A 23,590-nucleotide genomic window follows, 5' to 3' on the forward strand; every position below is an offset into this window, starting at 1 on the left:
CAAATGCTTTCGATCGGCGACCGGTTGAGGTCGCCTGGCTTAAAATTCTGAAATGGGACTTCATCAGGCCCATGGAGCGGCGATCCAACTTGGCTTAGCCAAAATCTGGTGTTGCAGGACCAAGACGCGTCGACAGCTGGCGACTTGGCGTTCGGAAACAATGTACTAATGTCTTCCTTAAGGGCGCGAGCAGCTGCGGCTTTAATGTCATCGTTGGTGTCGTACCCGCGAAGAACGCGCCTCTTGAAGTGCTCGAAACTGATCCTCGAATCGCCATCTGTCAATTCGCTAACAAGCAACTCGTACAGCTGTCGCTGAGAGTGCCGGTAAACGAGTCGGTAAAAGTCTAAAGCGGACCTTGCTCCGCTATCTGGGTTCCACGATGTAGGCATGCTTGATCCTCTGGTTCGGTGGACATTGTAACCAAGCGGAAGGGGGGGGCATATCCCCGGGCATGATCGCGGGCCCCCCGGTCATCCAAAAAAGATCCGCGGATGACATCTGTAAGACGGCAAAGTGCAATTACGCTGATATTGAATGGAAAAAAGTCGCCGACTTCGGGTTCGCCAAAGTGCGAGGCCCGCGGTCAAAAACCTTGGGCCTGAATCGTTGACGCGAAACAGGCACTCGATCGAAGTAAACGCGTAACCTGGGAAACAAGTTGCGCGAGTCAGTACCGCCCTGGGAGAGGGCATCAACGACTAGCATCGCTAAACGCAATAGAGGTTCAACGAGAGGCTAATACGCCTAGGCAACTGGCGTGCATGCAGCACTTCTTTCGTGGCCGGAATGCGATTGGGTAACCGTTCGCAAAACCTGAGCCGAGGGCCTCGCCTATATACCTTAAACCATATCGGTGTTGTATGCAATTCTGCGCGAACGCACCGTGCACGCTAGCGGAGTCCGAGGCCCATCAATTCTCGAAGGACAGAAACATGGATATGTCTGACAGCGCCTTTGAACTTCATATCGCATTGACTCGGGCCTACCAGCGAATCGAATCCCAAGGTGGACTTTTGCGAATTAAATTATGTCGGAATCGCAACAACAAGCAGCTGAGTGTCACTATTTGCTGTCCAGAACGCACGACCTATTGCCTCGATGACGATCAGCTGAAGCAGTTGAAGTCGCTTGGGAGCTGTGACAAGCGGAAGTGGGGCGAATTGTTGACCAAAGTCGAAACAGGGCACGGCGAGATCGAAGTCGACGTAACACCGTCTAGCAATGCGAGGTCGGTGCGGATTGCCGTTGTCACAACTTATCGCATCCTCGAAGGACGTTGAAAGGCAATTAGACGCATGCCCCTAAGGGGCGGCTCATTATTTTTTCCTCCGATGAGTACCTGGCAAAGCCTGGACGCCGTCGGTTCGCTAGCGAACCACAGCCATGTCCAGGGTCGTCTCGCGCGAACTGTGCGATCTCGCATATGAGTATCGCGCTATACATCTCGGGGCCGATTCCGGTCGCCGCTTGCGCAGAGTGCAGTCAGTAAATGCTGAGACCGCTATAGCAATCGCTGATATTTGGGAAGCGGCGACTCATTCGCCAAATGACTCGTCAGTGGCCGCAGCATACAAGCAGTTTGCTGCCGAGTGTGTTCTTCAGTGGAATTTCGTAATAGCTGCGGGTATTCACCTAGAGCCATGGCCTTTCGAAAAGCAGCCCTATGACAGCTCTGGCCAAATGATGGATGACGTCGATGCAAATCGGCATTTGTACTTCTTCCGCACGTCTAATGGCTTCGGAGATTCGACAAACGTGTCGGCAGACACCAGCGACCATGCTTGCCACTGGCCGTCTGGCATCATCTCGAACGGAAGCGATTTATGCATAAACGATTTGTTTCGTGCAATTCACGACATTTTCGGACATGTCATCGGAGAATTCAACTTTGGTCCGATTGGTGAAGAGAATGCATGGCTTTGCCACAGCTCAATGTTCAGCGATTCTGCTCGACGCGCAATGACGTCTGAAACCCGCGCGCAAAACTCTTGGGTGAACTTCGGCCCGCTCCGGCGCAATCCGGCGGGACGGATCATCAGGAAGGGAGAGTCGGGGTATCTGCCACTTCAACAGCGTCCATTTGCGCAACAGAAGATGACGCTGTTGCCGGACGAATTTGTTTTTGGCCCGTAGCCGGATGTGTACTGATGTATTTCAAGTACGAACTTAACGCCACGTAGCTTTCTATGATTCAACAAAAAGAAAGGACGGTTGAAATGAACAGATTGTGCCGCACGCTCTCGACATTGCTTTCTCTCCGCACGCAGGGCGGTAGCAGCAATGAGTCAGAGCATCATGAAATGATTCGGATATCTCTCGCCTGCTGTGAATCGCATCTAACACGTCAGCAACTCCAGTGGCTGAAGGAGCGGATGGAAGAGGACGACCTTACTACTCAGAAGGAGTCAACGTTCTTCGAGAAAGGTCGCGATAGAGCAACCGAGTGAACGTAACTGTAGACGCGTCTCAGCGATTATTCACAACACCGGTGTTATCAGAGGTTACAGAAATGCGCAAGAATCCAAATGTCAATTTCGAGGATAGCCCCGCCAGCGCCCGTGGACCTACGAAACAGTCCAGTTCAGCAGATAGCAAAGGCTTCTCTTCGCCTGACGAGACGTCATCTCTTCTCATGACTATAGATGACGTTGCCATTTTATTGCGTTTGTCGACGCGGCAGATTTTTCGAATGAAGGCCGCTGGCCATCTTCCCAAAGAGATTAGAATAGGGAGCAGTATTCGATGGCGGCGAAAAGAAATTGAAGCTTGGATTTTAGGTTACCCGCAAGAAGGCGATAAGAGTTAGTCAAACAAACTGTTCTTGGAGTTCGCAAGCATGGCCTCAATATTCAAGCTCCCCCGCGAAAAGAGCAAGCGGAACGCTACTTACTGGATCGAGTTCACAAACGAGTTTGGGAAACGTCAGCGTAAGAAAGGCTTCACCGATCGGCGACTGACAGAGCAGCTCGCTGCTCAGCTAGAAGACAATGTGCGATTGCGAACGTCCGGCCTCATCGATCCTATCCAGGAGAAACTTGCTGCACAGCGGAAATTACCTATCGAGTTGCAACTAACTGCTTTTCACGAGAGTTTAAAAAGTAATACGGAGAAGCACGTCAAGTTGACTATGGGACGAGTTCGAAGAATCGTTTCCGGATGTGAATTCAGTACATTGGGATCCATCGACGCTGAAGCAGTGCGACGGTTTGTGCGGTCATTACAGATAAGCGAGAGTATCGGTCACAAGACTTTCAACCACTATCTCCAAGCATTTGACTCATTTTGCAATTGGGCCGTCACGACGACCCGATTGTCTTCCAACCCGATTTCCGGCCTTGTGCGACTGAATACAGAAGTAGACGTGCGGCATCCGCGGCGCGCTCTTACGCCCGACGAATTTTGCAAACTACTTGATTCCGCCCGCAACAGTTCAAAATCTATCCAAGGGTATTCGGGAGAAGAGCGAGCTCGCATTTACATGTTCTCATGCTTCACCGGGCTTAGAAGAGCGGAAATGGCCAGCCTAACCCTTCGCAGCTTTGCGTTCGATCGCAGTCCGCCCACTGTTACGGTCGAAGCCATCGCTTCTAAACATAGACGCAAAGATGTTTTACCGTTGCATCCCGAGCTAGTTAAAATGCTCCGCGAGTGGACGAGTTGCATGAAGCCCACAGACAATCTCTTTCCAAAACTCGACCGTCGAAAGACCTGGCTAATGGTCAAAAAGGACCTTGAACGTGTCGGCATCGCTTACCAAACATCCGACGGCATCGCCGATTTTCATGCGAGTGGTCGCCACACCTACATAACAGCGCTGTTCCGCAGTGGCGCGTCGATCACTGATGCAAGGACTTTGGCACGTCACACGGACGTGAAGATGACGATGCGGTACACACATGTCGGATTGGATGACCAGGCGAAGGCCTTGTCGGCAATGCAAGTGCCCGGTACTAGCAACGAGGCCAGTCAGCATATTTGTCGCACCGCCGGTCACCCGACAGATACTGACGCGTCACGACGTGACGCTCGCTGGCACAAAGAAGCGGAAAGCAGAACTTCTAATAGCACCGAAGAATCACGCAGCTTCGACACTTCGCGGCAGAATCAGGCAGGGGATGGCGACTCGTGTCACCATCCCCTGCAAAGTGGAGGCGGCGGGAATCGAACCCGCGTCCCGAGATATCTCCACGGCAACTTCTACGTGTGTAGTCGATGAAATTGATTTCGCTCGCACGGCGCCTCGTCGACAGGGCTCCGTGGTCGCTAGTCGGAAACTTTATTTCGCCGCACGTGTATCCAACGTTTGCCGTGCGACTAGTCGGGATTGGTGACGGACGTCCGGACCGACCCGACGTCAGTCCTTAGTCCGGGATGCCTATTTAACTAGGCAGCCAAAGCGTAGGAACCTTCAGCAATTGAAGATTGTGATCAGCTTTTAACGTGGCCAACTGATCAACCACGACACGCCGCCGACGCTTCGCCTATCCGGTCGAAACCTGTTCGCCCCCGATATGCGGCCGTAGCCGGTGAACTTCAGAGATTATATTCGGCTGGGCGGCGGGGGATAGTGAGGTATTGGCCGCGAGCAGGGGAAACGGACCAAAAGCTGCCAGTGGGCAGTGGGCAGTGTGGCCGGGCCGCTCTGCGGTGAGAAAAGTTCGAGCGAGGAGAAAATGGCGCCGCCAAGGCACGAGTCCCAACCAAGAAAACCTCGCGCCTTGGCGGCAATCGCAGTCAATAAGACGAATCGCCGAAGAAGCTGTCGGGGATTGTCCGCTCGATGATCCGGCCCATTTCGTCTTGGGTCCGGCGTTGGCCGACCGTGTGCCAGGCCGAGACTTCTTTCAGTTCCGGCATCACCTCGACGAGTTGGGTGATCAGCATCGCGGCGAGGCGCTGGATCGGCGCATCGGTTGCCGATTCGGAGATGGCCTTCACGGTCTTCATCACACGGAGCATGCGGGCTCGCTGGTTCACCGGTTCCGACAACGGGCCGGAGCTGTCGACGAGCAGGTCTGCGAGCGGCACTTCGAGCACTTCTTGCCAGCGGGAAAGCTGTGACAGCGGCAGGTCATGGCAAGGGTTCTCCTGCTCGCGGACTTCTTGCATGGAAATGCCCAACCGACGCGCGGCTGAGCGGATCGAAACTCCTTGTTCTTGTCGCACGTCGCAGATGCGGTGGAGTTGTCGCCGCGTTCCGGTCGTCTGAGGGACGATCGGCGACGGGGCTGGAGAGTGAAAACCGCCAAGATTGAAGTTGTATTCCACGGTACTCATCGCTGGGGCGCCTCCACTCGCCGACGAGAATAGCCGGCGAGGTTCAGAGAAGGGGTGTCCTGGTGCTTCACTTGTTCGACCGGAGCGGCAACGCCCACGCGCATCCAAGCGCAACGCCACTGCTGGGGTATGGAACGAGGAAGCAAAAAGTCGGCATAAGAATAGAATGCTGACTCGCCGCAATCAGTGCGATGCGAGACGCCTGTTGGGACAGCCGCCAAACCTACCAGCCGAGTAAGGTTCTTGCCCTGGCGACCGTCGAGCGAAGAGAGCCAGCTGGCCGGCACAACTCTCTTCAATGCACCCTTATCGTAGGCCCGCTATAGGGGGGAAACAAGTGGCGGAAAGACGCACTCCGCCGCTAGTGCCCGCTACGAATGGCAGCAGCCGTCAGTGCAAGTGCTTGAGGACGATGCGATCAATTTTTTTGACCGCTGGCGAGCGTCTTTGGTAAGACGATTGAAAAGAATTTCTGGTTGTCTGACAAAGCTTGTGGACAATTCGCGGCGTGGGAGGGGCAATGCGCTCAGGCCGCGAAACCCCGCTATTTCCGGCCTGCGGAGGGGATGCCGAACGAGTTCATCGCAGGCATCAAACCATCGAGCGCGGCGCCGAGGACGGGCGTGCCGGGACGCATGCGGCGCGGGGCGGCGGGTTCGTCGATCCGCAGCCAGCGGAAGGCGCCGCCGGCGCGTTGCGACTCGGCAATGCGGGCGCTGAGCGCCGGCAATGCAGCCGTCCGGCGCGTGCCGCGGTTGTCGACGGCCGCGGCGGCGGGACGCGCTTGCGGTGCGCCGCTGATGATGGCGAGCAGCTCTTGATGGTCGATCTCCCCCACCCCGTTGTGGGCGACGACGTCGGTGACGCCGAGGCGCGAGCGGACTTGCTCGAGCGCCGAACCGAGGCCCCGTTGGTAGGGCTGCCGCAAGACGTGGAGCTGCGGGAACTCGCTCGCCAGTTCGCAGGCGACTTCATACGTCGCGTCGGTCGAACCGTCGTCCACCACCGCCACCTGCAGCCGGCGGCCGGTCGTCTCGGCTAACTCCATCAACCCCAGCAGCGAGCAGCGGAGGGTGCGCTCGGCGTTGTGGACCGGCAGGACAATCGTGACGGGTTGGTTCAAGGGAGGGCTCCGTCGGGGCGAACGTGGGAGAGGCCGCAGGACCTGTTCTTTTCCATCGGCGACTGGCGGAACGGCCTGCACCAGATCGGCCAACGCGCGCGTTGGGCCTAAGTTGCCAGCCGCACGGGTCGTGCCGACGACGACCGGCGCCGAGGGCGAATGGCCCCTCCGTGCGTAGACGCCTGCCGGTTGGGACCGGTATCCTGGGATGGATCATCCCTGGACGACTCCCCTCCCCTGCGGCGTGCGGCCGCGAGCGAGCCTGCCGTGTCTCACGATCTTCCGAATTTCAGCAAGGCCGACGGGCTCGTGACGGCGGTCGTGCAAGACGCCGCGACCGGCAAGGTGCTGATGCTCGCCCACATGAACCGCGAGGCGTGGGACGAAACGGTCGCCACCCGCCGAGCCTGCTACTTTAGCCGCAGCCGCAATCGGCTGTGGCGCAAGGGCGAAGAGAGCGGCCATGTGCAGCAGGTGCGGGAGATTTTCATCGACTGCGACGGCGACGCCGTGCTGCTGAAAGTCGACCAGACCGGCGCCGCTTGCCACGAGGGGTTTGAGAGCTGCTTCTTCCGCCGCGAGGCGGGGGGAGCATGGGAAGTAGTGGGCCAACCGCTGGTCGACCCGCGGGGCGTTTACAAAGACAAGAAGAATTAATTGCTTAGCCGCGAAGAGACGCATAAGGACGCAAAAGAAAGACTGAGGTGTGGGACGAATTCCTCGCACTTCTCTTTTGCGTGTTCTGTGCCTTCTGGCGGCCAACGAATTCGTTAACTAACCGGAGAGTGCCGTGAGTTTCGAAGCCCGTTTTGCTGCGTTGAATTTGGAACTGCCGCCGGCTCCGAAGGCGATTGGCGTCTACAAGCCGATCGTGGAGATCAACGGGCTGCTCTATCTCTCGGGCCATGGGCCGTTGCAGGCGGATGGGACGCTGATCAAGGGCCGCATCGGCGCCGATATGGACGTGGCCGCGGGGTACCAGGCGGCGCGGCAGACGGGCCTCGCCATCCTCGCGTCGTTGAAGAAGCATTGCGGCAGCCTCGACCGGATCGCCCGGTTGGTGAAGACGTTCGGGCTCGTACAAGCGACGCCGGAACTGGTTGATCATCCCGCGGTGATCAATGGGTTTAGCGAACTGATGCGCGATGTGTTTGGCGAAGAGTGCGGGATTGCTGCTCGGAGTGCGGTGGGCGCCACGTCGCTGCCCGCTGGGATGTCGGTGGAGATTGAGGCGATTTTTGAGCTGGTGAGCTGACTCGCATTCCTAGCCCCGGGCTCCGCCCGGGGGGCGTGAAGTAGAGGCGGCGTTCCATCGGAGTGGTGGGCGACCCCCGGGCGGAGCCCGGGGCTAGGGCGCGTGAGGCGCTCTATTACTTCCGAGCCACGGGACGGCGTTTGCCTTCTTCGGGCTGGCCGGTTTCGGAGCGGAGCTTCGCGAGTTGGCTGCGGAAGTCGGCGATGCCGGCGAGGAGTTGTTGGTCGAGCTCTTCCGCGCCGTCTGAACGGGCGATGCTCTCTTCGCCGGTCCCAGCCGTGGCAGTGGTCGAGGCGGCTCCGGCAGTTGCGGATGCTGCGCTGGCGCTTGGCGTTTGCCCCGAGGCGGCCTGCTCAGCCGTGGTCCCGCCTGCGGCAGCGGTCGTTGCGGCTTGGTTGACGGTCGCTGTTGGGAGGGAGTTCGCCGATGATGTTGCAGCGTCGGCGAACAGGCCGGACGCTTGTTCACTCATGCCTGAACGATCCGCGGGCCGTGGCTGCGGGCGGTACTCCGCATCCTGCGACGCGCGCATGAGGTAGACCGCTAGCGCGTAGCCGAGGAACAGGTTCAGGATGGTGGTGCCAATTAAGAATGCAAGCATGACCGGTGCGACCTCCGGCGTGAGCAGCGCCGGTAAGAGGTCAGTGTCGACCGCTTCGTCCCAACATTGCTACAGGTCGAGCATGGCGCGCCTGCCCCGCTGATTTCAGCGCGGAGGTTTGCCGCAACTCTCCCTGCGTCGTAATCGTAAGTCACGCACGGGAGTATGCACCGGCAGGCCGGCGGCAGCGGGCCGATCGGCGGATGGTTGGGTAAGGTGCCGGTTGGGTTGTGACGGATGTGCCGGCGAGAGCGCACCGCAGTTCGTTGCCGCGCTTCTAGCCCCGGGCTCCGCCCGGGGGTTGGTGTGAATTAGGGGCGGCGTTCCATCGGCATGGTGAGCGACCCCCGGGCGGAGCCCGGGGCTAGCGGAGGAGCGAGTCGCCGGGTTGCGTGGCGATGTTTGCCGTCGAGGGCTGCTTGCTTTGTTGCACGGTGCGGATGAACTCGGGCGAGGCCGAATCGAGCGTGAGGATCTCGCTCTGCCCCGAGCCATCTTTGCGGCGGATGATCATGATCACTTCCGAGTCGCCGCCGCGGCGGCCCATCTCTTGGATCGCAGCCCGCTCGTCGGTCGACAGGCTGCCGGCGTCGACTGCCGCGGACTGCATCGGTGCGGCGGAGGCGAATGGATTCGCGGCATTCGGCTCGCTGGTTGGCGGGCCCGAGGCATTTTGGCCGCGGACTTCAAACGGCGCCGGGGCTGGCGATGGCGCGGCCGCCAGTTGTGGAGCGACGGCCATCGGTGCGGGCGCGGGAGCCGCTGCCAGTTGCGGGGTCACAGGCGCCGACTGCGGCAGCGGCGCGCCGTTGGCCGGAGTCTGCAGCGTCGCGGTGAGTTGCAGAGCGTCGAGCTTTTGGTAAATCGAATCGATCGACGCGTAGAGTCCTTCGTTCCCTTGCGGGTCGGCGGCGAAGCAGACGCCGATCAGTTGGCCAGCGGCGTTGAACAATCCGCCGCCGCTGCGGCCTTCTTCCGGAGCGCGAGCGACCTCGACGTTCGGGTGGCCTTGGTAGCGATTCACCGCAGTAATGCGGCTCTCCCAGGGAGTCGGATTGTTGCCATGGCCGCAGCCGACGCTCGTCACCGGCGCTTCGACGGCGAGTGGCGTTTGCCGCGGAGCGACCGGCGTCACTGCGACTTGCAGGTTCCCGGTTTCAAACACGAGGAGCGCGAGATCGCGGTCGAGATCGAAGTCGATCACTTGCCCCTGAGCGGAACCGGCCGGCTCGGCGCCATTAGAGCCCGCGCGGAAGAGCGTGATTTGCACGGGGCCCTGCCCTTTCGACTCGCGGAACAGGTGGCCGCAGGTGAGGATGAGCGCTTTGCCGCTGCGGGAGTCGATCACTGTGCCGGTGCCGGTGCTCTGGCCGGCGGCGTCGGCGATGGTCAGGCGCACCGTCGAGTTGACGAGCGGACCTGATCCGCCGATGCCTTGCGGCGTTTGCGGGGCGCTGGCTGCGGGGGCGGCTTGGGCGCCGAAGGGATTCGCGACATGCGAGGCGACTGTTGTCGTCGTCGGCGACGACGTGGCGCTGCCGAGCGTCGTCACGCGTCCCGGCTGCGGCTGCTGCATCTGGGCGAACGGGTTGGCCGCTTCCGGCGCATTGCCAACGAGCGACATCGGCGCTTGCGTGGTCTGCAGCGGCGTGCTGGGCGTCTGCGGCTGCTGGGCCGCAATCGCCGTCGCCTTGTGGATCATTTCCACAAGTTGCTCGTGCGTCGTGCCGCCGACGAGGCGGGCGTATTCCTTGCCATCGACGAACACCAGGAACGTCGGGAACCGATCAGCGTGATATTGATCGCACGCTTGCGGCTGGCTCGTCGCATCGACCTGGCGAACGGCGTAGCCTTCCGCGGCGAGGCGTTGGATCACGGGACGCATCCGCGCGCAGGGGCCGCAGTTTTGCGTGGTGAATTCGATGAGCACCGTTTCCGCGAGCGCCTGAGCGCTGGCAAGTGAAACGATGAGCGTGAGAGCAAGTGTACGCAGCCAGACCATTGCTTCCCTCCATGGATGCTTCGGTCAGGGCGGTTGAGCGTGAACTCGTCCGCAGTGTCGTGGCAGGTCGGGGCGGCAGGAAGCGCGGGCCGCGTGCAGAGGCTCGTCGCGTCCGCAGGCGATGGTTGCCTGCGAGGCGACGGCGTCAACGCGCGACTACTTCCGTGTCGTCCGGTCGACCTGTCGGCGCCAACCACATTGCGTGCGAGTGAAAATCCTTTTCACGGTCGCAGGCAGATTGGCAGCCTGTCAGTTTTGGGAGTACGTCAGTGTGGCCGTTTCAGCGCGGCGGGAGCTCTTGCCTCCACCGCGCGGGCCAATTTGTCCAAGATTCGTAATTCTTACAAGGGCAACCATTGGCGAGCGTCCGCGAGATTGCGGCGATTCACCAGCGTTGCCGGGGTTTCTGCTCGTTGCCGCGAGGATGCTAGCGGCGAGGAGTCGATTCGCAGGGATCAAATTGCATATCGCGTGCCGTGAGCCGCGCGAGCCGCGGCGGCGTGAACCAGCGATGCGGGAAAAGGCTCTGTTTTCCCAGTGAAACGGATCGCGCGGCGTGGACTCCCGAGCGGTCGCCGTCGCCGGTAGAATGGCCGCTTCTTGCAAACGCCTCGAGTGCTAGCAGTGCGTTGCTGCGAACTGTCGCGAGGGTCCTAACTGGACCGCGCGGCGGTCCGGCTAGTTTGAGATGAATTGTTCGTAAGCGTTTTGATTTCGCCGATCACGGATCACCAGTCACCGATCACCACCCTTCCCGCCATGCCCCGTCGCCTGCTTGTCACCTCCGCCCTCCCCTACGCCAACGGCCACATTCATATTGGCCATCTGGTCGAGTACATCCAGACCGACATCTGGGTGCGCTTCCAGAAGCTGTTCGGGAACGACTGCCGCTACATGTGCGCCGACGATACGCACGGCACGGCGATCATGATTCGCGCGCGGCAAGAAGGCCGGAGCGAGGAAGAGGTGATCGCCGACATGCAAGCGGCCCACGAGCAAGACTTCGCCGGCTTCGGCATCGAGTTCGACAACTATGGGAGCACCCATAGCGAAGAAAACCGCGCGCTCTGCCATGAGATTTGGGCGGCGATTCGTAAGGCGAACCTCGTGAAGGAGGAGTCGGTCGAGCAGTTGTTCGATCCGCAGGCGGGGACGTTCCTGGCCGACCGGTTCGTCCGCGGCACCTGCCCCAAGTGTAAGTCGCCCGATCAGCCGGGCGACAACTGCAGCGTGTGCGGGCAACACTACACGCCGATCGAACTGATCGATCCGGTGAGCACTCTGACTGGGGCGAAGCCGGAAGTGCGGTCGGCGCTCCATCTGTTCATCGAACTCGAAAAGCTGCATGGCTTCCTTGCCGAGTGGACGCAATCGGGCGATCACCTCCAGCCGGAGATTGCCAACTACCTGCAGGGGCACTTCCTCGGCGATCCGCTCCGCGATTGGGACATCTCGCGGCCGGCGCCCTACTTCGGCTTCGAGATTCCCGACAGCCCCGGCAACTACTGGTACGTCTGGTTCGATGCGCCGATCGGCTACATCGCCAGCACCTGGCAGTGGTGCAAGCGGAACGGCCAGAAGCTCGACGATTGGTGGAAGTCGCCCGATTGCGAGGTGCACCACTTCATCGGCAAGGACATTACTTACTTCCACACGCTCTTTTGGCCCGGGATGCTCAAGACGGCCGGCTTCAGCTTGCCGGCGAAGGTGCACATCCATGGTTTTCTCACCGTCGACGGCGAGAAGATGTCGAAGAGCAAAGGGACGTTCGTCCGCGCTCGCACCTATTTAAATCACCTTGACCCATCGTACTTGCGGTACTTCTACGCGACGAAGCTGTCGTCGCGGGTCGACGATCTCGACATGGCGATCGACGAGTTCATCGCGAAGGTGAATACCGATCTCGTGAACAAGGTGGTCAACCTTGCGAGCCGGACGGCGAAGTTCGTCGAGAAGACGGGCCTGTCGGCGAAGTATCCCGACGACGGCGGGCTGTTCGTTGCGGCCGCCGCCGCGGGGGATGAGATTGCCGCCGCGTACGAAGAGTGCGATTTCAACAAAGCGATGCGGCTGATCGTGGCGCTCGCCGACCGGGCGAATCCGTTCGTCGAAGAGAACAAGCCATGGGAACTGCGGAAAGATCCTGCGAATGCCGAGCGTTTGCAGAACGTCTGCACGATCGCGCTCAACTTGTTCCGCCAACTTGCCATCTACCTCGCCCCGGTGTTGCCGAAGCTCGCGCAGCAGACGGGCGAGTTGCTCAATGATCCGATTACCTCTTGGAAGCAAGCTGCGACGCCGCTGGTCGGCACGCCCGTTGCCAAGTTCACCCACATGCTCCAGCGCGTTGAAGAAAAGGACCTGCTCGCGATGATCGAAGAAAGCAAAGAAGAAGCTGCCGCTGCCACTCCTGCCGCTCCGGCTGCTGCCGTCGACAAGTGGAACGACTCGGGCGACGCCCTCGCCGCCGAGCCGCTCGCGCCGGAATGCACGATCGACGATTTCGCGAAGGTCGACCTCCGTGTCGCCCGCATCATCTCGGCGGAAGAGGTTCCCGATGCCCGCAAGCTACTGAAGCTACAGCTGAGCCTCGGCGGCGGTGTGACGAAGCAAGTCTTCGCCGGCATCAAGGCATTCTACGAGCCGGAGCAACTCGTTGGCCGATTGGTCGTGTGCGTGGCGAATCTGGCGCCGCGGACGATGAAGTTCGGCGTGAGCGAAGGAATGATCGCCGCGGCGGGCGGCGGGACGGAGGCGTATTTGCTGACGCCTGATTCGGGCGCGAAGCCTGGGCATCGGTTGCACTAGCGCGAAGTCTGTTTTAGCCCGCGGCACGCTTGCCGCGGGCTGTTTGCCTGCGGGAAGTGCGAGAAGCTAGAATAACTGTGTAGGGTTCAGGTCGTTTTTTGAGAACGCGCCGCATATGTCCTCCTTGCCAGTCACGAATTTCGATGGCCTTGAACCCGTATGGGATATTGCCACGCTCTACCCATCGCAGGGCGATTGGACTGAAGAGGACTATCTTGAGCTGACTGATTCGACAAATCGGCTCATCGAGTTTACTGACGGCCGGTTGGAGTTTCTGACGATGCCGACTGAAGCTCACCAGTTAATCTTGCTCTTCTTGTTCGATGCGTTGCGTGCCTTCGTCGCGAAGTCGGATTCGGGGTTGGCGCTGTTCATGGGCCTGCGAGTTCGCGTTCGTCCGAACAAAATCCGCGAACCCGACGTGGTTTACATTTCCAAAGAGAATTACAGCCGGCGTAGCAATCGCTATTGGTCAGGCGCTGATCTCGTGATGGAAGTCGTCAGCGCCGACGATGCGAGCCGCCAGCGGGACCACCAGCAGAAAGTGCTCGACTACGTCGAGGCCGGCATCCCAGAATACTGGATCGTCGATCCAGAAAAGCGGGAGATTATCGTGCTGCGACTCGACGCCGCGAAGGCGAAGTACGAGCGGCACGGCGTTTTTCGCGAAGGCGAGGCGGCCGCTTCGCATGTCTTGCACGGATTCGCCGTCGACGTGAAGGCCGCTTTTGACGCGGCGAATGTCTAGATGACTCCTTCCTGGGGCGTCGGCTACACTGCGAATCACGCGAAAGACCCCGATCGAAGATCGGGGCTTTTTGTTTTCCCTGCATCGCTTCGACTCTTCATGGAGTTCTCATCATGAGCGGCGTTCGGGTTCTTGTCGGCACGCGCAAGGGGGCGTTCATCCTCACGTCCGACGGCCAGCGGCGGAAGTGGGACGTCTCGGGGCCCCACTTCGGCGGGTGGGAGATCTACCACATGAAGGGCTCGCCGGTCGATCCGAACCGGATCTACGCCTCGCAATCGAGCAGTTGGTTCGGACAGGTGATCCAGCGTTCGAGCGACGGCGGCCAGACGTGGGAGCCGGTCGGCAATCAGTTTGCCTACGAGGGCGACCCCGGCACGCATCAGTGGTACGACGGGACGCCCCATCTGTGGGAGTTCAAACGGGTTTGGCATCTGGAGCCGTCGCTCACCGATGCGGACGAGGTGTATGCCGGCGTTGAGGATGCGGCGATCTTTCGTTCGCGCGACGGCGGACAATCGTGGCAAGAACTGCCCGGCCTGCGGGCGTGCCAGGGGCCGAAGTGGCAGCCGGGCGCCGGCGGGATGTGCCTCCACACGATTTTGCTCGATCCGCAGAACCCGCTGCGGATCTTTATTGCGATCTCCGCGGCGGGCGCCTTTCGCACCGACGACGGCGGCCTCACGTGGCGGCCGATCAATCAGGGGCTGCGCTCGGAATACATTCCCGACCCCAACGCCGAGATCGGCCACTGCGTCCATCGCATTGCGTTCCATCCCTCGCGGCCGGACGTGCTGTTCATGCAAAAGCACTGGGACGTCATGCGGAGCGACAACGCCGGCGACTTGTGGCGCGAGGTGAGCGGCAACCTGCCGAGCGACTTTGGTTTTCCGATCGACGTGCACGCTCACGAGCCGGAGACGATTTACGTCGTGCCGATCAAGAGCGACTCGGAGCATTACCCGCCGGAGGGGAAGCTGCGGGTCTATCGCAGCCGCACCGGCGGCGGCGAGTGGGAGGCGCTCACCAACGGCCTGCCGCAGCAAGATTGCTACGTCAACGTGCTGCGCGACGCGATGGCGGTCGATCGCTGCGATCCGTGCGGCGTTTACTTCGGCACCACTGGCGGGCAGGTTTACGCCTCGCCCGATGGCGGCGACACGTGGTCGGCGATCGTGCGCGATTTGCCGGCGGTCACTTCGGTGGAAGTTCAAACTCTCTAACGCAGCGGCGGCGTTTGTGCGCCGCGCAGATTGTCATGGTTCGCGTGATCTTGCCGCTGCATTTGCGAACGCTCGCCCGCGTTGACGGCGAAGTTGAGGTCGCTGTCGAAGGGGCGCCGACGCAGCGGACGATTCTCGACGCGCTCGAAGCCCGCTACCCGATGCTCCGCGGCACGATTCGCGAGCATGGTACGCAGCAGCGGCGGGCATTTCTGCGGTTCTTCGCTTGCAACGAAGACGTTTCGCATCACTCGCCTGATGAACCGCTCCCCTCCCCCGTCGCTGCGGGCGTCGAACCGTTCATGGTCGTCGGCGCCATCGCCGGCGGTTAGGGCGTCCACTCTCAGAATTCTGCGTTGCAGTTCGCTCAGCCCATCGCTTGATCCTTCACTGCCGTGGCGACTTGCTCACGTCGCGGCCTAGCTTGAAGGAGTTTGTGATGAAGGTTCGTTGTTTCGCGTTGTTGGCCCTGTGCGTATCCCTGGCGACGGCGCCACTCTCGCAGGCCGCGACGATCGTGCTCGGCGCCAGCAAAGATGCGTCGATTTTCCAGAACAACGTCGGCAACAGCAGCGGCGCCGGCAACGGGTTGATTGCCGGCACGAATGCTCAGAGTTCTCCGCGACGGGGGGCGATTGCGTTCGACATTGCGGGCGCCCTGCCCGCGGGGGCGATCATTCAAGATGTGAAGCTACACCTCACGCTGGCGAGCGTCGCCGGCAGCGGCGGCGGCGACGGCGGCAACTCGCCCACGAACGTGACGATCGACTTGCGTCGGCTCACGAAGAATTGGGGTGAAGGGACGACGCTGCAGCAATCGCCGCCAACCGACAACGTCGGCGGCCAGGGCCAAGGCGCCGTTGCCGGCAATGGCGATGCGACGTGGAACTCAAACTTCCACGGCACGTCGCTCTGGACGACTCCCGGCGGCGATTTCGCGGCGCCGAGCGCTTCGCTGCTCGTCGACGCGCTAACGAACGTCGCGAAGACCTGGACGAGCGCGGCGATGATCACCGACGTGCAGTCGTGGCTCACGAACCCGAGCGGCAATTTTGGTTGGATGCTCGTCAATCAAAGCGAAGCGGCGTCGAGTACGGCACGAACGTTCTACTCGAGCGAAGTCGCGACCGCGGCGTTCCATCCGCAGTTGGAGATTACCTACGCCACCGCGACCGTGCCGGAGCCGGGGACGATTGTGCTGGGACTGGCGGCGAGCGGGTGTTGCTTGGTCGTTGCTCGTAGGAATCGGACGGTTGACTTGAACGCTTAGGGTTCAAGCATGGAATCGTGCGAGCCGTGGCGGCCTCAAGCTGGTCGCCGCGGCTTTTTTTAGTTGCTTAGAAAGCGTTCGAGTCGCTTGATGAGCGCTTCGCGTTTAGCGACGCGGGTTTGGCATTCCCACACCACGAGCACGCTCCAGCCGAGGCGGCGGAGTTTGCGGAGGTTTGATCGGTCGCGGGTGACGTTGCGGTCGAACTTCGCTTGCCAGTAATCGATGCGCGTCGCCGGCGTGGATTGGCCGGCCGGGCAGGCGTGGCGATGCCAGAAGCAGCCGTGGATGAAGATCGCTTTGCCGAGCCTCGGCAGGACGACGTCGGGTTTGCCCGGCAGGTCGCTGCCGTGGAGGCGATAGCGGAATCCCATGCCGTGGACGAGTCGGCGGACGATGAGCTCGGGCGTGGTGTCGCCGCTCTTCACCGCCCGCATGACGCGGCTGCGTTCGGCGGGGGTGAATTGGTCCATGGGAGGGTTCAGGTGTTGGGGTTCGGGGTTCAGGTTTTGTGAGCAGTGGGCAGTTAGGATGCGGCCGCTCTGTGTTTGCTGAACCCTGAACCCTGACCGCTGAACCCTTCAGAAGCTTCGAACACGGGCGTTAGCATGTGGCGGTCGATCCACTCGATCACCGGCACGCACACCGCGTCGCCGAAGCCGAAGAGGCCTTGGATTGTGTTTTCCGGCAGCGCGTAGTCGCCGGCGCCTTGGAGGCGGGCGTACTCGCGGGGCGTCATCCACCGCATCCGTAGTTCGCCGTTGATGAGGGCGAGAATAATTTGCTTGGCACTGCCGCCGCGCGGGGTGCGCAGGCAACCGGCGACGCCGTCGAAGCGGACTTCCATTCGCTGCTGTCCGAGACGAACGCGGCGGAATGCGGTGAGCGCACGCGGCGCCCCGCCCTGCCGACGCAGCGATTCGACTTGCTCGGCGTGGCGGTCGAACATCATCGCATAGTGGCGATCGACTTCAGCCTGTTCCCACCATGCTTGTTCGTCGCCGAATTCGATGACGTCGCTGATCGTCAGCCGGGAAGCGATTGGGTTGCCGCAGTCGATGGTCGCCCAACCGGTGGCGGGCTCGATCGCTTCCATCGCGGCGCGGAGCCGTGCGGGGCGCAGTTTTTCCGCTTCGAGAATCGCTGCGTGCCACGGATCGTTGGCGCTCTCGCTGCGCGAGTTCTTCGGCTTCACGACCAGCGGCGGCGATAAGAGGTCAGCTTGGTAGCCGACGAGGAACATTCGCGGGCGGCTTTGCGGGACGAACCACTGAGCGTCGATGATGAAGCTGTCGACCCAGTAGCCGAGCGCAGCGAGCTCGTTCACGGCGGTGGCGAAGTCGCGGCCGTCGTGCGAAGTGAGGAAGCCGGGGACGTTTTCCAGCAGCACCGCGCGGGGGCGGCGTTCGGCGAGTTGTTCGATCACTTGCAAGAACCCGAACAGCGAGCCTGATTGTTCGCCCGCCAGGCCTTTGCGTTTGCCGGCGAGCGACATGTCGGTGCAGGGAAACGACGCCGTGGCGAGAAACGGCCGGCCGGGGATGCGGGCGATCACTTCGTCGACGCGCCAGACGTCGCCCTCGTGGTAGTGAGGCGACGGGCCGTAGTTGCCCTCGTACATCTGCCGTTTTTTGGCGTCGATGTCGTTGGCGTAACCGCACTGCCAGCCGCTGCGGCGTAACGCCTCATCGACGAGGCCGATGCCAGCGAAGAACTCGCAGAAATCCTTTCCGACGGGGCCCTCTTCCATAAATCTCTTCTGCTTGCTGCGGCGAATGCGTAACGAATAGCGGGGCCAAGACGCTGCATTATAGGGAAATGCTTCGCGATTGCACTGGCCGCCGTCGCCAGTCGATCGCCGTACGCGCGGCGTCAATCGCGAGGCCGAACGTTGGCTTTCAACTTGCCCGTGCGATAACATAAACCCCGGCTTCGAGTTTTTAGCTCGCCTCAAGGATTTCGGCGATGATGCGTCTCGCAAATTTATTAACCAATTGTTGTCTGGTTGTTAGCGTGCTGCTGACGGTGGCCGTCCCTGCGGCGCTCGGCGAAGCCCCCGCATCGTCTCTCGCGAAGCCGATGGCCGCTGCGCGGATCAGCGACTTCACGCTTAACGATCACGCCGGCGCCAAGCGCTCGCTCAGCGAGTGGAAGGACAAGCCAGTCGTCGTCGTGGTCTTCCTCGGCACGGAGTGTCCGCTCGCGAAGCTCTATGGCCAGAAGCTGGGCGAAATGGAACAGCAGTTCGCCGAGCGCGGCGTGCAGTTCGTGGGCGTCAATCCAAATCAGCAAGATACGCTGCAAGAACTGGCCGGTTACGGCGTGAAGTTCGGCGTGAAGTTTCCGTTGCTGAAAGACCCCGGTGCGAAGATTGCCGCCGAGTTTGGCGCCACGCGGACGCCGGAGGCGTTTATGCTCGATGCCGATCGCGTCGTGCGCTATCGCGGCCGGATTGACGACCAGTACGGCGTCGGCGTCGCTCGTGATCGTGCGACGAAGACTGAACTTGTCGATGCGATCGAGTCGCTGCTCGCCGACAAGCCGGTTGCCGTGGCGGAGACGCAGCCGGTCGGCTGTCTCATCGGTCGTCGCGAGCCGAAGCAAACGTCGAGCGACGTCACCTACGCGAAGCAGATTGCACCGATGCTGCAAAATCGTTGCGTTACTTGTCATCGCGACGGGCAGATCGCGCCGTTCACGCTGACGAAGTACGACGACGTGGTGGCGTGGGCCGACATGTGCCTCGAGGTGATCGACGACGGCCGCATGCCGCCGTGGAGCGCGAACCCCGCGCATGGCGAGTTCCTCAACGATGCGCGACTCACGTCCGAAGAAAAAGAGCTGTTCCAAAAATGGGTCGACGCCGGCACGCCCGAGGGCGATCCGAGCGACATGCCGCCGCCGCGGGCGTTCGTCGACGGTTGGCAGCTTCCTAAGCCCGACGCCGTTTACAAGATGCCGGTCGAGTTCGAAGTCCCCGCGAACGGTACCGTGCCGTACAAGTACTTCATTTGGGATCCGGGGTTCACGGAAGATAAATGGGTGTATGGCGCTGAGGCGCGGCCGGGTAATCCGGAAGTGGTGCACCATTTGTTCCTGTTCTATATCCCGCCGGGGCAGGAAAAGCATCGTCCGCAAGATCCGCTGTACAACGCGATCGCAGCGTTCGCGCCGGGGATGCCGCCGATCGTCGGGCCGGAGAAATACGCCGTGCGAATTCCGGCGGGCTCGAAGCTTGGTTTCCAGGTTCACTACACGCCCAACGGCAAAGCGACGACCGATCGGAGCGAAGCGGCGGTGGTCTTCTCCGATCCCAAGAAGGTTGAGAAAGAAGTTCGCGTCGCCGCGGCGATGAACTTTAAGTTTTTGATTCCGCCGAATCACCCCAACTATCCGATCGCGGCGGAGAAGACGTTCAACGAAGACACCTACCTCTACACGCTGACGCCGCACATGCACTTCCGCGGCAAGGCGTTTCGCTTCACGGCCCACTACCCGGACGGCAAAGAAGAGATCTTGCTCGACGTGCCGCGGTACGACTTCAACTGGCAGATCGTTTACCTGCTGAAGAAGCCGAAGTTTTTGCCGGCTGGGACGGTGATGAAGCTTGAGGGGCACTTCGACAATTCGGCAGAAAATCCGCTTAACCCCGATCCTTCGCAGTTCGTCCGGTGGGGTGATCAGACGTGGGACGAGATGATGCTCGGCAGCATGACGGTGAGCCGGGCGAACCAGAATTTGCAGGCCGAGCGCGAAGCGGCCGAGACGCCCGTTTCTTCCGCGGGCGGCGAGTGAATTGCGTTAATGGGGTATTTTGATCTCCATTTTATGTCGCGACTTCGATGCGACGCTCGACCGCGCTAGCGCATAGTCTCCCTTCGCCGACAACTAGTGATTGTCGGTGAATTAGCTAAATTGGGGCGACCTCGTAGGCAATTTTGGCGTCGATATTTGCGACGCCTGTGCGCGCGACGTAACTCTTGTGAAAACCGCGAGTTAGCGGCCTCGTTGCAAGAAATCGCAACGAAATGCACAGATTCTGTGCGTACTCATTCAGCGCCTTTGCGCATCAAATTTTAGAAAAGGGTTGTCAGGCCCAACGTCAGCGGTTTAGGTTTGGTCCATCACAGCGATCAACTTACCTGCCTTTGACAACGTCGTTCGAGTTCATTGATCGAGCGAGACGACGTTCCTACCCCCGCGATCGCCGCATACGGCGGCATTCCCTCCGCGACGATCGTTAGTCCCCAGTGGAGATGTTTTTTATGGCAAGCCGACGAAACAATCGCATGGCCCGCGGTTTCACGCTTGTGGAACTCTTGGTGGTGATCGCCATCATTGGCATGCTGGTCGCCCTGCTGTTGCCGGCCGTCCAAGCGGCGCGTGAAGCCGCTCGACGCAACTCGTGCGTCAATAACATGAAGCAGATCGGTCTGGCCGTTCAGACCCATCACGACGTGAAGAAGCAGTTCCCGATGGGCCGCGACGGCACCGTCCAGAAGGCAACGTCGTGGGCCTTCCAACTGCTGCCGTACCTTGAGAAGGCAAACATCTATCAATCGTTCGACAAAAATAAAGAGGTCACCGAAGCCGTAAACGCGACCGCTATGCGGACGCCGGTCGAAACGTACGCTTGCCCGAGCCGTCGCACGGCCGCGGCCGATCGCGACTTCGACAACAACGACACCCCGCCGGAACCGCAGCACCGTGCCGCCGCCGCCCTGGGCGACTACGCCGCCGTGGCGGGACTCGACTTTATGAACGGCGTGATTCCGGTCGCCGTCAACGGTCCCGATAGCAACCTGCGTCCCGACCTGCGTCCCGATTCGAACGAGAGCGGCGCCATTTACAGCTACTCGAAGGTTCGCGACAAGGACGTCACCGACGGCCTGTCGAACACGCTCGGCATCGGCGAGAAGCACAAGCCGCAAGTGCCGACGAACAACAACCCCGATATGCTGCACTACGAGCAAGGCGACAACGCCTTCTTCGCCGGCGATTCGCCGAAGACGATCTTCGCCGGCACCCGCTTCGGCGCTCCGGGCAGCACTGTCTCGGGCATCGCGCAAGGCCCCGACGACGGCGCCAACACGAAGTTCGGCAGCGAGCATAACGGCCTGACGCACTTCGTCTTCCTCGACGGCCACGTCCGCGGGCTGAAGAACGAGGTCGACTATCAGGTCTTCAACGCGGCCGGCACGATCGGCGGCGACGAAGTTGTGCCGGATGATGCGCTGTAGGCTCTCGCAGAGCTACCTTTGAGATCGCATGTGACGAGTCGCCGATGCTTTGCATCGGCGACTCTTTTTTGTTGCTATCGAGGCCACTTAGAGTGTTGTGGCTCCCTCCCCCTTGAGGGGAGGGCTGGGGAGGGGGTGATGAACCCTGGTACCCGCTGCATTCATCCCTCGCTAACCCTCCCCCTCATGGGTAGGGGACCTTAATGTGTGGTTTTCTCAAAGCCACAGCATCAGGCGCCCATCGAGCATGTCCGGCAGCGCCTTCCGCACCATCCGCTCCACCGACGACGCGCCGTAGCGGGTGCTGAGGTGGGCGGCGATCACTAGTTCGTTTTTGAACTGGTCTTTGCGGTCGACGAAATCGTCGAGATGCATGTGCCCGAACTTATGGATCTTTTCTTTGCGGTGTTCGGGCGAGACAAACGTCATTTCGCAAATGAGGATCTTGGCCTCGTACATTGCCGGGCAGGCGTCGAGGCCCGCTGGCGCCGTGTCGCCGACGTAGGCGACGAGCGGTTGGCGGACTTCTTCGGTCACGGCGGCACCTGACATGCGGAGGTCGCGGATTTGGTCGCCGCTCAGATCGCGGTATTCCGCCTTCAGTTTGTTGCGGCGATCCCACACGACGTAACCGAGCGACGGCACGGTGTGCTTCGTGGCGCTCACGGTGACGACGAGTTCACGCGAGAGTTCGATCTCGTCGCCAGGCACGAGCGGGCGGAGGTCGCACGGCATGCGGCCGCGGTCGAGGCGGACGAAATTTTTGAGGATCTCCTGCACCGGGGCGATCGTTTCCTGCGGCAGGTAGATGACCGGCGGCTCCATCTTCATCATCCGCCGCCGCGCGACGTACACTGGCAGCGCGGCGATGTGGTCGAGATGGCCGTGGCTGACGAACCACGTTTCGGTCCCCATGAAGCCCCACGGTTGGGCGCCGAGGTCGAAGCCGATGCTTAGTTCCGGCAGCCGCCAGTAGCTTTGCACGGCCGCCCGCGAGTAGCCCTCGATGGTGAGCGGGCCATGTTGAATCGTTTTGACGGGGGCGTTTTCGACCATCGAACCGAGCAGTAAAGGCAGGGATGCGGCAGCGGCGGGGACTACCCAATGTAGAGGTAGAGGGGGCTGGGCGAAAGGATGTTCACTTGGGCAGAGCACGCCACCCAAGTTTAAGCCGCCGCGGCGTCGTCGGTTTGAGCGGCCGCCGTTTGCGGAGACAGCACCCAGATTTCGCCGAACAGTTCTTCCTGCTCGACGCAGGCATGATGGTGGCGGATCAACTCCAGCACCGCCAGGAACAGGCCCACCATGCGCGAGCGGTGCATGCCCGGTTCGAAGAAGTCGGTGAAGAGAATCCGCCCTTCGGTCGCCAGCCGTTCTTTGATCCGCTCCATGTGGACTTCGATCGGCGTGTCGTCGTAGCGGATCTTCGTCGCGACTTCGACGCTCTTCTGCTTGATGACGCGGCTAAACGCGCTTACGAGGTCCCATAGCTCGACTTCGTGGATCGGCTGGTCGGCCGGATCTTGCGACGCCTCGCTGAGGTCGTCGGAGCGGCGCTCGTAGCGGAGTTGCCACTGCCGGGCCCGTTCTTCGAGCTGGTTGGCGGCTTCCTTGTAGCGTTTGTATTCTAGCAGCCGGGCGACGAGTTCTTGCCGCGGGTCGTCAACCGTCTCTTCCTCGATCTCCTCATGCCGCGGCAACATCAGCCGCGACTTGATTTCCATCAGCTGCGTTGCCATTTCAAGGAAATCGCCCACCGCGTCGACGTCGATGACCTCGATCACCGCGAGGATCTCGAGATACTGCTCCGCGACCCGGGCGATCGGGATCTGCAGCACCTCCAGCTCGTGTTTTTTCACGAGGTAGAGGAGCAGATCCAACGGACCGGCGAACATGTCGAGTTGAACGCGGAAACGCATCGGGATACAACAGAGGCGGGGCGGGCATTAGCTGGCGCCGCGGATTATGGTGAGAACCGGGCCGCGCGACCAGAGCATCGAGACTCTAGCTAGCAGGCGAGTTCTCAGCGGCAATTTGCCG

21 protein-coding genes, 1 other RNA gene and 1 pseudogene are annotated in these 23,590 nt (G+C 61.0%); 14 read left to right on the plus strand and 9 right to left on the minus strand.

The window, feature by feature from the left end; genetic code table 11:
• Nucleotides 1–935 precede the first annotated feature (935 nt).
• The 5 genes and pseudogenes from ACQY7R_RS23745 to ACQY7R_RS23765 all read left to right on the plus strand — a co-directional run.
• Entirely contained in the window at nucleotides 936–1,283 is a 348-nt protein-coding gene (locus ACQY7R_RS23745; RefSeq protein ID WP_428308033.1) for a hypothetical protein, read from the plus strand.
• Between the two features lie 103 nt (nucleotides 1,284–1,386).
• A complete protein-coding gene (locus ACQY7R_RS23750) occupies nucleotides 1,387–2,136 on the plus strand; it encodes a hypothetical protein (protein ID WP_428308034.1) in 750 nt (249 codons plus the stop codon).
• Nucleotides 2,137–2,189: 53 nt separating this feature from the next.
• Nucleotides 2,190–2,450, plus strand: coding sequence for a hypothetical protein (locus ACQY7R_RS23755; RefSeq protein WP_428308035.1), 261 nt, complete (start codon nucleotides 2,190–2,192; stop codon nucleotides 2,448–2,450).
• Between the two features lie 62 nt (nucleotides 2,451–2,512).
• Nucleotides 2,513–2,809, plus strand: a complete 297-nt coding sequence (locus ACQY7R_RS23760) for a helix-turn-helix transcriptional regulator (RefSeq protein WP_428308036.1) — start codon at nucleotides 2,513–2,515, stop codon at nucleotides 2,807–2,809.
• A gap of 321 nt (nucleotides 2,810–3,130) precedes the next feature.
• Nucleotides 3,131–3,892: pseudogene (locus ACQY7R_RS23765) on the plus strand (tyrosine-type recombinase/integrase); the annotation flags it as partial.
• 254 nt (nucleotides 3,893–4,146) lie between these two features.
• Here the strand turns inward: ACQY7R_RS23765 and ssrA are convergent.
• The 3 genes from ssrA to ACQY7R_RS23780 form a co-directional block, all read right to left on the minus strand.
• Nucleotides 4,147–4,511: a transfer-messenger RNA gene (gene ssrA, locus ACQY7R_RS23770) on the minus strand.
• A gap of 226 nt (nucleotides 4,512–4,737) precedes the next feature.
• Entirely contained in the window at nucleotides 4,738–5,280 is a 543-nt protein-coding gene (locus tag ACQY7R_RS23775; protein ID WP_428308037.1) for a helix-turn-helix domain-containing protein, read from the minus strand.
• A 544-nt stretch (nucleotides 5,281–5,824) separates the two neighbouring features.
• Nucleotides 5,825–6,403 carry a glycosyltransferase family 2 protein gene (locus ACQY7R_RS23780; RefSeq protein WP_428308038.1) on the minus strand — a complete coding sequence of 193 codons (579 nt, stop codon included), beginning with the start codon at nucleotides 6,401–6,403 and terminating at the stop codon, nucleotides 5,825–5,827.
• 267 nt (nucleotides 6,404–6,670) lie between these two features.
• Between ACQY7R_RS23780 and hisI the strand changes: the two genes are divergently transcribed.
• Nucleotides 6,671–7,060 carry a phosphoribosyl-AMP cyclohydrolase gene (hisI, locus tag ACQY7R_RS23785; RefSeq protein WP_428308039.1) on the plus strand — a complete coding sequence of 130 codons (390 nt, stop codon included), beginning with the start codon at nucleotides 6,671–6,673 and terminating at the stop codon, nucleotides 7,058–7,060.
• 133 nt (nucleotides 7,061–7,193) lie between these two features.
• Entirely contained in the window at nucleotides 7,194–7,658 is a 465-nt protein-coding gene (locus ACQY7R_RS23790) for a RidA family protein (RefSeq protein ID WP_428308040.1), read from the plus strand.
• Between the two features lie 115 nt (nucleotides 7,659–7,773).
• On the opposite strand, the gene ACQY7R_RS23795 is transcribed toward ACQY7R_RS23790, so the two are convergent.
• Both ACQY7R_RS23795 and ACQY7R_RS23800 read right to left on the minus strand, forming a co-directional pair.
• Nucleotides 7,774–8,259: a hypothetical protein gene (locus ACQY7R_RS23795; protein WP_428308041.1), complete on the minus strand. Its 486-nt coding sequence runs from the start codon at nucleotides 8,257–8,259 to the stop codon at nucleotides 7,774–7,776.
• Nucleotides 8,260–8,623: 364 nt separating this feature from the next.
• Entirely contained in the window at nucleotides 8,624–10,261 is a 1,638-nt protein-coding gene (locus ACQY7R_RS23800; RefSeq protein ID WP_428308042.1) for a trypsin-like peptidase domain-containing protein, read from the minus strand.
• A 759-nt stretch (nucleotides 10,262–11,020) separates the two neighbouring features.
• Here ACQY7R_RS23800 and metG point away from each other — a divergent pair.
• From metG to ACQY7R_RS23825, 5 genes are all read left to right on the plus strand, one after another.
• Nucleotides 11,021–13,069, plus strand: coding sequence for a methionine--tRNA ligase (metG, locus tag ACQY7R_RS23805; protein WP_428308043.1), 2,049 nt, complete (start codon nucleotides 11,021–11,023; stop codon nucleotides 13,067–13,069).
• Between the two features lie 115 nt (nucleotides 13,070–13,184).
• A complete protein-coding gene (locus ACQY7R_RS23810) occupies nucleotides 13,185–13,817 on the plus strand; it encodes a Uma2 family endonuclease (RefSeq protein WP_428308044.1) in 633 nt (210 codons plus the stop codon).
• Between the two features lie 113 nt (nucleotides 13,818–13,930).
• Nucleotides 13,931–15,040 carry a WD40/YVTN/BNR-like repeat-containing protein gene (locus ACQY7R_RS23815; protein ID WP_428308045.1) on the plus strand — a complete coding sequence of 370 codons (1,110 nt, stop codon included), beginning with the start codon at nucleotides 13,931–13,933 and terminating at the stop codon, nucleotides 15,038–15,040.
• A 35-nt stretch (nucleotides 15,041–15,075) separates the two neighbouring features.
• Nucleotides 15,076–15,372 (plus strand): MoaD/ThiS family protein, encoded by a 297-nt coding sequence (locus ACQY7R_RS23820; protein ID WP_428308046.1) that lies wholly within the window; start codon nucleotides 15,076–15,078, stop codon nucleotides 15,370–15,372.
• Between the two features lie 107 nt (nucleotides 15,373–15,479).
• Nucleotides 15,480–16,310 carry a DNRLRE domain-containing protein gene (locus ACQY7R_RS23825; RefSeq protein WP_428308047.1) on the plus strand — a complete coding sequence of 277 codons (831 nt, stop codon included), beginning with the start codon at nucleotides 15,480–15,482 and terminating at the stop codon, nucleotides 16,308–16,310.
• A 59-nt stretch (nucleotides 16,311–16,369) separates the two neighbouring features.
• Here ACQY7R_RS23825 and ACQY7R_RS23830 read toward each other — a convergent pair whose 3' ends face one another.
• Together ACQY7R_RS23830 and ACQY7R_RS23835 are read right to left on the minus strand one after the other, a co-directional pair.
• Nucleotides 16,370–16,783, minus strand: a complete 414-nt coding sequence (locus ACQY7R_RS23830; RefSeq protein WP_428308048.1) for a very short patch repair endonuclease — start codon at nucleotides 16,781–16,783, stop codon at nucleotides 16,370–16,372.
• A gap of 53 nt (nucleotides 16,784–16,836) precedes the next feature.
• Nucleotides 16,837–18,060 carry a DNA cytosine methyltransferase gene (locus tag ACQY7R_RS23835; RefSeq protein WP_428308049.1) on the minus strand — a complete coding sequence of 408 codons (1,224 nt, stop codon included), beginning with the start codon at nucleotides 18,058–18,060 and terminating at the stop codon, nucleotides 16,837–16,839.
• A gap of 215 nt (nucleotides 18,061–18,275) precedes the next feature.
• On the opposite strand from ACQY7R_RS23835, the gene ACQY7R_RS23840 reads away from it, so the two are divergent.
• Both ACQY7R_RS23840 and ACQY7R_RS23845 read left to right on the plus strand, forming a co-directional pair.
• The gene (locus ACQY7R_RS23840; protein ID WP_428308050.1) at nucleotides 18,276–20,105 is read left to right on the plus strand and encodes a redoxin domain-containing protein; all 1,830 of its coding nucleotides are present in this window, start codon (nucleotides 18,276–18,278) and stop codon (nucleotides 20,103–20,105) included.
• Between the two features lie 470 nt (nucleotides 20,106–20,575).
• Nucleotides 20,576–21,550 carry a DUF1559 domain-containing protein gene (locus ACQY7R_RS23845; protein ID WP_428308051.1) on the plus strand — a complete coding sequence of 325 codons (975 nt, stop codon included), beginning with the start codon at nucleotides 20,576–20,578 and terminating at the stop codon, nucleotides 21,548–21,550.
• Nucleotides 21,551–21,766: 216 nt separating this feature from the next.
• Here the strand turns inward: ACQY7R_RS23845 and ACQY7R_RS23850 are convergent, their stop codons facing one another.
• Nucleotides 21,767–22,606 (minus strand): MBL fold metallo-hydrolase, encoded by an 840-nt coding sequence (locus ACQY7R_RS23850; RefSeq protein WP_428308052.1) that lies wholly within the window; start codon nucleotides 22,604–22,606, stop codon nucleotides 21,767–21,769.
• Nucleotides 22,607–22,716: 110 nt separating this feature from the next.
• Nucleotides 22,717–23,469 (minus strand): segregation and condensation protein A, encoded by a 753-nt coding sequence (locus ACQY7R_RS23855; RefSeq protein ID WP_428308053.1) that lies wholly within the window; start codon nucleotides 23,467–23,469, stop codon nucleotides 22,717–22,719.
• Nucleotides 23,470–23,590 lie beyond the last annotated feature (121 nt).

The organism is Lacipirellula sp., assembly GCF_965279485.1.
Lineage (GTDB): Bacteria > Planctomycetota > Planctomycetia > Pirellulales > Lacipirellulaceae > Lacipirellula.

What these genes read in the sequence shown, in the direction of transcription:
- ACQY7R_RS23815 (WP_428308045.1), top strand. Translation starts at nt 13,931, where the DNA reads ATGAGCGGCGTTCGGGTTCTTGTCGGCACGCGCAAGGGGGCGTTCATC.
- ACQY7R_RS23845 (WP_428308051.1), top strand. Translation starts at nt 20,576, where the DNA reads ATGGCAAGCCGACGAAACAATCGCATGGCCCGCGGTTTCACGCTTGTG.
- metG (WP_428308043.1), top strand. Translation starts at nt 11,021, where the DNA reads ATGCCCCGTCGCCTGCTTGTCACCTCCGCCCTCCCCTACGCCAACGGC.
- ACQY7R_RS23825 (WP_428308047.1), top strand. Translation starts at nt 15,480, where the DNA reads ATGAAGGTTCGTTGTTTCGCGTTGTTGGCCCTGTGCGTATCCCTGGCG.
- ACQY7R_RS23755 (WP_428308035.1), top strand. Translation starts at nt 2,190, where the DNA reads ATGATTCAACAAAAAGAAAGGACGGTTGAAATGAACAGATTGTGCCGC.
- ACQY7R_RS23855 (WP_428308053.1), bottom strand. Translation starts at nt 23,469, where the DNA reads ATGCGTTTCCGCGTTCAACTCGACATGTTCGCCGGTCCGTTGGATCTG.
- ACQY7R_RS23745 (WP_428308033.1), top strand. Translation starts at nt 936, where the DNA reads ATGGATATGTCTGACAGCGCCTTTGAACTTCATATCGCATTGACTCGG.
- ACQY7R_RS23810 (WP_428308044.1), top strand. Translation starts at nt 13,185, where the DNA reads ATGTCCTCCTTGCCAGTCACGAATTTCGATGGCCTTGAACCCGTATGG.
- ACQY7R_RS23775 (WP_428308037.1), bottom strand. Translation starts at nt 5,280, where the DNA reads ATGAGTACCGTGGAATACAACTTCAATCTTGGCGGTTTTCACTCTCCA.
- ACQY7R_RS23760 (WP_428308036.1), top strand. Translation starts at nt 2,513, where the DNA reads ATGCGCAAGAATCCAAATGTCAATTTCGAGGATAGCCCCGCCAGCGCC.
- ACQY7R_RS23795 (WP_428308041.1), bottom strand. Translation starts at nt 8,259, where the DNA reads ATGCTTGCATTCTTAATTGGCACCACCATCCTGAACCTGTTCCTCGGC.
- ACQY7R_RS23750 (WP_428308034.1), top strand. Translation starts at nt 1,387, where the DNA reads ATGTCCAGGGTCGTCTCGCGCGAACTGTGCGATCTCGCATATGAGTAT.
- ACQY7R_RS23850 (WP_428308052.1), bottom strand. Translation starts at nt 22,606, where the DNA reads ATGGTCGAAAACGCCCCCGTCAAAACGATTCAACATGGCCCGCTCACC.
- ACQY7R_RS23840 (WP_428308050.1), top strand. Translation starts at nt 18,276, where the DNA reads ATGATGCGTCTCGCAAATTTATTAACCAATTGTTGTCTGGTTGTTAGC.
- ACQY7R_RS23820 (WP_428308046.1), top strand. Translation starts at nt 15,076, where the DNA reads ATGGTTCGCGTGATCTTGCCGCTGCATTTGCGAACGCTCGCCCGCGTT.
- ACQY7R_RS23835 (WP_428308049.1), bottom strand. Translation starts at nt 18,060, where the DNA reads ATGGAAGAGGGCCCCGTCGGAAAGGATTTCTGCGAGTTCTTCGCTGGC.
- ACQY7R_RS23800 (WP_428308042.1), bottom strand. Translation starts at nt 10,261, where the DNA reads ATGGTCTGGCTGCGTACACTTGCTCTCACGCTCATCGTTTCACTTGCC.
- ACQY7R_RS23830 (WP_428308048.1), bottom strand. Translation starts at nt 16,783, where the DNA reads ATGGACCAATTCACCCCCGCCGAACGCAGCCGCGTCATGCGGGCGGTG.